This is a genomic window from Burkholderia sp. APQ4-4ca, assembly GCF_057837105.1.
The window spans coordinates 60507-67125 of the sequence record NZ_JBYQCG010000100.1 but is presented as its reverse complement, the minus strand read 5'-3'; the positions used below and the strand labels follow the sequence as shown (position 1 = coordinate 67125).

Genomic DNA, 6619 nt, shown 5'->3' with positions numbered 1-6619 from the left:
GCAGTCACGCGGCGATCAAGACCGGCATGCTGGCCGCCGACGCCGCATTCGACGCGGTGCAGGCCGGCCGTCAGTCGGACGAACTGAACGCGTACCCGGATGCGTTCAAGCAATCGTGGCTGTACACGGAGCTGTACCGTGCGCGCAACTTCAAGCAGTGGATGGCCAAGGGCCTGTACCTCGGCACGCTGATGGTCGGGCTCGAGCAGAAGGTGATGGGCGGCAACGTGCCGTGGACGCTGCATCATCAGCATGCGGACCACGAGATGCTGAAGCCGGCGTCGCAGTGCGAGCCGATCGAATATCCGAAGCCGGACGGCAAGCTGACGTTCGACCGGCTGTCGTCGGTGTTCATCTCGAACACGAACCACGAGGAAAACCAGCCGGCGCATCTGACGTTGAAGGATGCGAACGTGCCGGTGAACGTGAACCTGCGCACGTACGCGGGGCCGGAGGCGCGTTTCTGCCCGGCGGCCGTGTACGAGTTCGTGAAGAACGACGACGGCGGCGATCGCCTCGTGATCAACGCGCAGAACTGCGTGCACTGCAAGACCTGCGACATCAAGGACCCGACGCAGAACATCGTGTGGGTCACGCCGGAGGGCGGCGGCGGGCCGAATTACCCGAACATGTAAGCTGCCGGAACGCGCCGCCTCACGAGCGGCGCGTTTTTTTGGGTCACGGCACACACCGCCGCAAACGAAACGGGGCGCTGCATCATGCAGCGCCCCGTTTGCATTCGTCGTTCGACGGCCGACGCGACGCGCGCCCCGCCCGCTCGGATCAGGTCGCGCTGCCGGCGATCTTCGGCGTGGCCGTCTCCACGTCGCCGCACTGCGCGCGGTGGCGCAACGCATGGTCGATCAACACCAGCGCGAGCATCGATTCGGCGATCGGCGTCGCACGAATGCCGACGCACGGATCATGGCGGCCGAAGGTTTCGACCGTCGCTTCCTCGCCGGACTTCGTGATCGAGCGGCGCGGCGTGCGGATGCTCGACGTCGGCTTGATGGCGATCGACACGGTGATGTCCTGCCCCGTCGAAATCCCGCCGAGCACGCCGCCCGCGTGGTTGCCGACGAAGCCGGCCGGCGTCAGTTCGTCGCCGTGCACCGAGCCGCGTTGCGCGACGCTGTCGAAGCCCGCGCCGATCTCGACGCCCTTCACCGCGTTGATGCTCATCATCGCCTTCGCGATATCGGCATCGAGCCGGTCGAACACCGGTTCGCCCCAGCCGACCGGCACGCCCGACGCGACGACGTCGATGCGCGCGCCGATCGAATCGCCATCCTTGCGCAGCGCGTCCATGTATGCCTCGAGCTCCGGCACGACCGCCGCGTTCGGCGAGAAGAACGGATTCTCGTGCACGTACGACCAGTCGACGAACGGCACGTCGATGTCGCCGAGGCCGCTCATGTAGCCGCGCACCTCGACCCCGAAGCGCTCGCGCAACCACTTCTTCGCGACCGCGCCCGCGCCGACGATCGGCGCGGTCAGGCGCGCGGACGAACGGCCGCCGCCGCGGTAGTCGCGGATGCCGTATTTCTGCCAATAGGTGTAGTCGGCGTGGCCGGGACGGAACGTCTCGACGATGTTGCCGTAGTCCTTGCTGCGCTGGTCGGTATTGCGGATCAGCAGCGCGATCGGCGTGCCGGTCGTCACGCCTTCGAACACACCGGACAGGATCTCGACCTCGTCGGCCTCCTGCCGTTGCGTCACGTGCCGCGACGTGCCGGGCTTGCGGCGATCGAGTTCGATCTGGATGTCGGCTTCGGTCAGCGCCATCCCCGGCGGGCAGCCGTCGATCACGCAGCCGATCGCGGGACCATGCGATTCGCCGAAGGTCGTGACAGTGAAAAGCGTGCCGAGGGTATTGCCGGACATGATGGAACCGCCCAAAGAGAAATGGGCAAACCGATCCGCTGCCGGAGCCGCGGGCAGGTCGATCGTTTGCCGGTCGAGAAAGAGGTAAACCGCTATTATGCCAGCCGTCCCGCGCCCGCGGGCCGTGTGAACCGTTCAGACCACACGGGCCGGCAGCGGATCAGGACAGATGCGAGGCAGGTCCGGCGATCGCAGGCCCTCGGCGTTGCGCTCGGGGCCCGCCGAACCGAGGCCGGGGCCGCCATCCCGGCCCGTGCGCGGATCGACCATCCCGCGCCGGCCCGACGCCCGCCTACTTCCGCGCGCCGCGCAGCTCGGTCACCGCCGCCTGCAGCGCCTCGGGCGTCGCCACCGACGCCAGGATCGGTTCGCCGACGGCCAGCGTCAGCCGGCTCATCACGCCGCGCTTGATGGGGCGCGGCATCCGCGCATCGGTATGCCGCGAAAAGTAGCTGCCCCACAGCCCGCGCAGCGCCATCGGGATCACCGGCGCCGGCGTGCGGCTCAGGATCTCGGTGATGCCGTGATGGAACGGGTTGATGTCGCCCGTCTTCGTCAGCTTGCCCTCGGGGAAGATGCACACGAGTTCGCCGTCCTTCAGCGCGGCCTCGCACAGGTCGTACGCCCGCGCGAGCATCGCGGGATCCTCGTGGCGCGGCGCGATCGGAATCGCCTTCGCATGCCGGAACACCCAGCTCGCGAAACGCGTCTTGAAGATCCGGTGATCCATCACGAAACGGATCGGACGCGGGCTCGCGGCGGCCAGCACGAGCGCATCGACGTAGCTGACGTGATTGCACACGAGCACCGCCGCCCCTTCCGCCGGAATCCGCTCGGCGTGCACGAGGCGGATGCGGTAGAACGTATGCACGAGCACCCACGCGACGAAGCGCAGCAGGAACTCGGGCACGAGCAGGTAGATGTACGTCGCGACCACGACGTTCAACAGCGCGGTGACGAGGAACAGCCCCGGGATGTCGACGCCGGCCTTGGTCAACCCCATCGCCATCACGGCCGACAGGATCATGAACAGCGCGTTCAGGATGTTGTTCGCGGCGATGATCCGCGCGCGGTGCGTCGGCGCGCTGCGGCTCTGGATCAGCGCATACAGCGGCACGCTGTAGAAGCCGCCGAACATCGCGAGCAGGAACAGGTCGGCCAGGATGCGCCAGTGGCGCGCACCGGCGAGGAATTCGCCGACCGACAGCAGATGGCCGGGCGACGGCAGCGCGTGGCTCGCGAAATACAGCTCGATCGCGAACACGCTGATGCCGATCGAGCCGAGCGGCACGAGGCCGATCTCGACGCGCCGCTGCGACAGCCGCTCGCACAGCAGCGAACCGAGGCCGATGCCGACCGAGAACGTCGCGAGCAGGATCGTGACGACGTCGGGGCTCGCGGACAGCACGTCCTTCGCGAAATTGAAGAACGACGTGAGGAACGTCGCGCCGACGAACCACAGCCACGAGATGCCGAGCAGGCTCAGGAACACCGTGCGGTTCTGCCGCGCGAGCCCGAGGTTGCGCCAGGTCTCGCTGACCGGGTTCCAGTTGATCACGAGATCGGGCTGCGGCGCGGGCGTGGGCGGCACGCGCTGCGCGACGAGTCGCCCGGCCAGCGCGATCACGACGACGCTCACCGCGAGCACGCGCTCACCGCTGCCTTCGATGCCGGCCGCCGCACCGCCGATGATCGTGCCGATCAGGATCGCGATGAACGTGCCCATCTCGACGAGCCCGTTGCCGCCGACCAGCTCATGTTCGCCGAGATGCTGCGGCAGGTACGAATACTTGACGGGCCCGAACAGCGTCGAGTGCATCCCCATCATGAACGTGCACAGATACAGCAGCGTCGCGCTGTGCGTGACGAAGCCGGCCGCGCCGACCAGCATCAGCACGATCTCGAACGATTTCACGAAGCGCGTAAGGGTCGCCTTGTCGTATTTGTCGGCGATCTGGCCGGAGGTGGCCGAGAACAGCACGAACGGCAGGATGAAGATCGCGGAAATCAGGAACGCAGCCGTCTTCGCGTCGACGCCGGAGAACCGCGCTGTGTGATACGTGACGAGCGACGTGAAGCCGATCTTGAAGACGTTGTCGTTCAGCGCGCCGAGGAACTGGGTCGTGAAGAACGGCGCGAAGCGGCGCTCGCGCAGCAGGTCGAACTGGGATGCGTGCGCGTGCCGTTCGCCGCGCCGTTCGGAAGTGGCTTGCGTGTGATCGCTCATTCGGAATACGCGCGCATCGTCTGGGCGATGCTGCGCGGGCCTCGTGTTGTCGTTGAAAAAACGGCGGCGCAGGACATGCCTGCGCCGCCGCGTGCGGGATGGCGGCGCCCATGCGACAACGTGCCGGGCGCGGCGCGATTCACGGCTTGTGCGCTTCGGCTTCCGATTCCGGCCAGTCGCGAATGTACGCCTTCAGCATCCGGTTCTCGAAGCTCTGCGCCTCGACGACCGTCTTCGCGACGTCGTAGAACGAAATGACGCCCATCAGCACCTTCTTGTCGAGCACCGGCATGTAGCGCGCGTGGCGCTCGAGCATCATCCGGCGCACTTCGTTGACGTCCGTTTCCGGCGTGCACGTGAGCGGCTCGTCCATCACCTTGCGCACCTGCACGTCGCCGATCGCGCCGCCGTTCACGTGCAGGCGCAGGATGATCTCGCGAAACGTCAGCATCCCGACGAGATCGCCGTACTCCATCACGACGAGCGAACCGATGTCGTGCTCGGCCATCGTATCGACCGCTTCGCGCAGCGGCTTATCGGGCGTCACCGTAAACAGCGTGTTGCCCTTCACTTTCAGAATATCGCTGACGCGCATCGTAGTCCCCTCATGCTTGAATGCAAAATCTCTTTCGATCGTATCGGAAAGCCTGTCAAAAGGAAAGCACGGGCCGGCGCGGCGGCCCCCCGCCCCGTGCGGACGCGGGCCGCCGGCCGCACAATGGCCCCATGAACAGCGGCCCGAGGAGACGGCCATGGCGCATACGCATACGGAGCAATTCGCCAGCTTCGCTGACTTCTACCCGTATTACCTGAACGAGCATCAGAACCTGACGTCGCGGCGGCTGCACTTCATCGGCTCGCTCGGCGTGATCGGCTGCGTCGCGATGGCGGTCGCGACCGGCTACTGGCCGTGGCTACCGGCGGCAGTCGTCTGCGGCTATGGGTTCGCGTGGGTCGGCCACTTCTTCTTCGAGAAGAACCGCCCGGCCACGTTCCGGCACCCGATCTACAGCCTGATGGGCGACTGGGTGATGTTCAAGGACATCTGCACCGGCAAGATCCCGCTGTAGCCCGCCGAGCCCCGCCGTCAGGCGGGCCGCGGCGGCCGGGCGCGCGAATCGTCCACACCCGGCGCCTGCCCGGCGCTCGCGGCCGGCTGCCCGCCCGCGAGCCGGTGCGCGGCGATCAGCGACGCGAGCGTCACGTCGAACCGGTCGCTCGACAGCACCGCGAGCAGCGCCGCGCCTTCGACGTGGCTGCGGCGCCGCTCCAGTTGATAGGTCAACTCCGTGCGATCGATCACCAGCACGTCGAACAGTTGCGCGAGCGTCAGCTGCTCCGGGTTCGCGAGCAGGATATAGCGCGGCGTGGCCTCTTCGCCGCCGTCGAGCCGTGCGACCCATTCCCGCTCCTCCATCGTCGTCAGCAGCCGCTGCGCGGTTTCCATGTCGCAGCGCAGCATCGTCGCGAGCCGCAGCGCCGTGTAGCCGCGCTTGCCGGCCGCTCGCGCTTCGGCCAGCCGCGCGAGCAATTCGAGCGCGTCGAGCAGATCGCTGCCCGGATAGTGGATCCGGTGGAACTGGCCGACGCGAATCGCCGGCAGCGCGGATGCGACCATCGCACCGAGCAGCGCGATGAACCAGCTCAGGTACACCCACAGCAGGAACACCGGCAGCGCCGCGAACGCGCCATAGACGGCCGTATAGGTCGGAATGCGCCGCACGTAATAGCCGAAGCCGCGCTTCGCGAGTTCGAACGCGATGGCCGCGAACAGCCCGCCGATCACCGCGTCGCGCCAGGCGACCGCGCAGTTCGGCAGGTACACGTACAGCAGCGTGAACGCGAGCACGGTCAACGGCACCGACGCAAGCGCAAGCAGCCACTCGACCATCGACGTCGACGGCCCCGCGCCGGTGAACGCGAGCGATTGCGTGAACAGGTACGACGAGATCGACAGGCTCACGCCGAACAGCAACGGCCCGAGCGTGATCAGCGCCCAGTACGCGAGCACGCGCTGCGCGAACGGCCGCGGCTTGCGCACGCGCCAGATCAGGTTGAACGCCGATTCGATCGTCATCATGGTCATCACCGACGTGACGACGAGCACGATCAGGCCGGCCGTCGTCAGCCCCTTGGCCTTCGACGCGAACTGGTTCAGGTACTTGAAGATCTGGATATTGAACTGCGCGGGCATCAGGTGATCCGCGAGGAAACCCTGCAGCGAGATCTGGAACGACGCGAACATCGGGAACGCGGTGAACAGCGCGAACGCGACCGTCAGCAGCGGCACGAGCGCCAGCAGCGTCGTGAAGGTCAGGCTGCCCGCCACCTGCGGGATGCGATCCTCGGCGCTGCGCCGGGCCGCGAACTGCGCGAGGCGCTTGATGGTGTCGAGATCGACGCTCAACTTCGACAAACGGCTTCTCCTTCTCGAGGCTGCGCGCGTCACGGCGCGCCGCCGCCGCGCTGCGCGACGGCTTCAGCCCCTATAATAGCCGCTCGATTCCA

6 protein-coding genes are annotated in these 6619 nt (G+C 67.0%); 2 read left to right on the top strand and 4 right to left on the bottom strand.

Going from position 1 to position 6619, the window contains the following annotated elements; translation table 11 throughout:
• Positions 1–635 (top strand): 4Fe-4S dicluster domain-containing protein (locus AC3IFE_RS12155; RefSeq protein ID WP_489190686.1); only part of this gene is annotated, 635 nt, incomplete at its 5' end.
• A gap of 148 nt (positions 636–783) precedes the next feature.
• Here the strand turns inward: AC3IFE_RS12155 and aroC are convergent.
• From aroC to AC3IFE_RS12140, 3 genes are all read right to left on the bottom strand, one after another.
• Positions 784–1884 carry a chorismate synthase gene (aroC, locus tag AC3IFE_RS12150; protein ID WP_301738906.1) on the bottom strand — a complete coding sequence of 367 codons (1101 nt, stop codon included), beginning with the start codon at positions 1882–1884 and terminating at the stop codon, positions 784–786.
• 292 nt (positions 1885–2176) lie between these two features.
• The gene (locus tag AC3IFE_RS12145; protein ID WP_489190685.1) at positions 2177–4111 is read right to left on the bottom strand and encodes an MFS transporter; all 1935 of its coding nucleotides are present in this window, start codon (positions 4109–4111) and stop codon (positions 2177–2179) included.
• A gap of 139 nt (positions 4112–4250) precedes the next feature.
• The gene (locus tag AC3IFE_RS12140; protein ID WP_006488504.1) at positions 4251–4706 is read right to left on the bottom strand and encodes a CBS domain-containing protein; all 456 of its coding nucleotides are present in this window, start codon (positions 4704–4706) and stop codon (positions 4251–4253) included.
• 157 nt (positions 4707–4863) lie between these two features.
• Between AC3IFE_RS12140 and AC3IFE_RS12135 the strand changes: the two genes are divergently transcribed.
• Positions 4864–5181 carry an Mpo1-like protein gene (locus AC3IFE_RS12135; RefSeq protein WP_089467269.1) on the top strand — a complete coding sequence of 106 codons (318 nt, stop codon included), beginning with the start codon at positions 4864–4866 and terminating at the stop codon, positions 5179–5181.
• 17 nt (positions 5182–5198) lie between these two features.
• On the opposite strand, the gene AC3IFE_RS12130 is transcribed toward AC3IFE_RS12135, so the two are convergent.
• On the bottom strand, positions 5199–6527 hold the full coding sequence (locus AC3IFE_RS12130) for a YihY family inner membrane protein (protein ID WP_489190684.1): 1329 nt from the start codon (positions 6525–6527) through the stop codon (positions 5199–5201).
• Positions 6528–6619: the final 92 nt, after the last annotated feature.

What these genes read in the sequence shown, in the direction of transcription:
- AC3IFE_RS12145 (WP_489190685.1), bottom strand. Translation starts at nt 4,111, where the DNA reads ATGAGCGATCACACGCAAGCCACTTCCGAACGGCGCGGCGAACGGCAC.
- AC3IFE_RS12135 (WP_089467269.1), top strand. Translation starts at nt 4,864, where the DNA reads ATGGCGCATACGCATACGGAGCAATTCGCCAGCTTCGCTGACTTCTAC.
- AC3IFE_RS12140 (WP_006488504.1), bottom strand. Translation starts at nt 4,706, where the DNA reads ATGCGCGTCAGCGATATTCTGAAAGTGAAGGGCAACACGCTGTTTACG.
- aroC (WP_301738906.1), bottom strand. Translation starts at nt 1,884, where the DNA reads ATGTCCGGCAATACCCTCGGCACGCTTTTCACTGTCACGACCTTCGGC.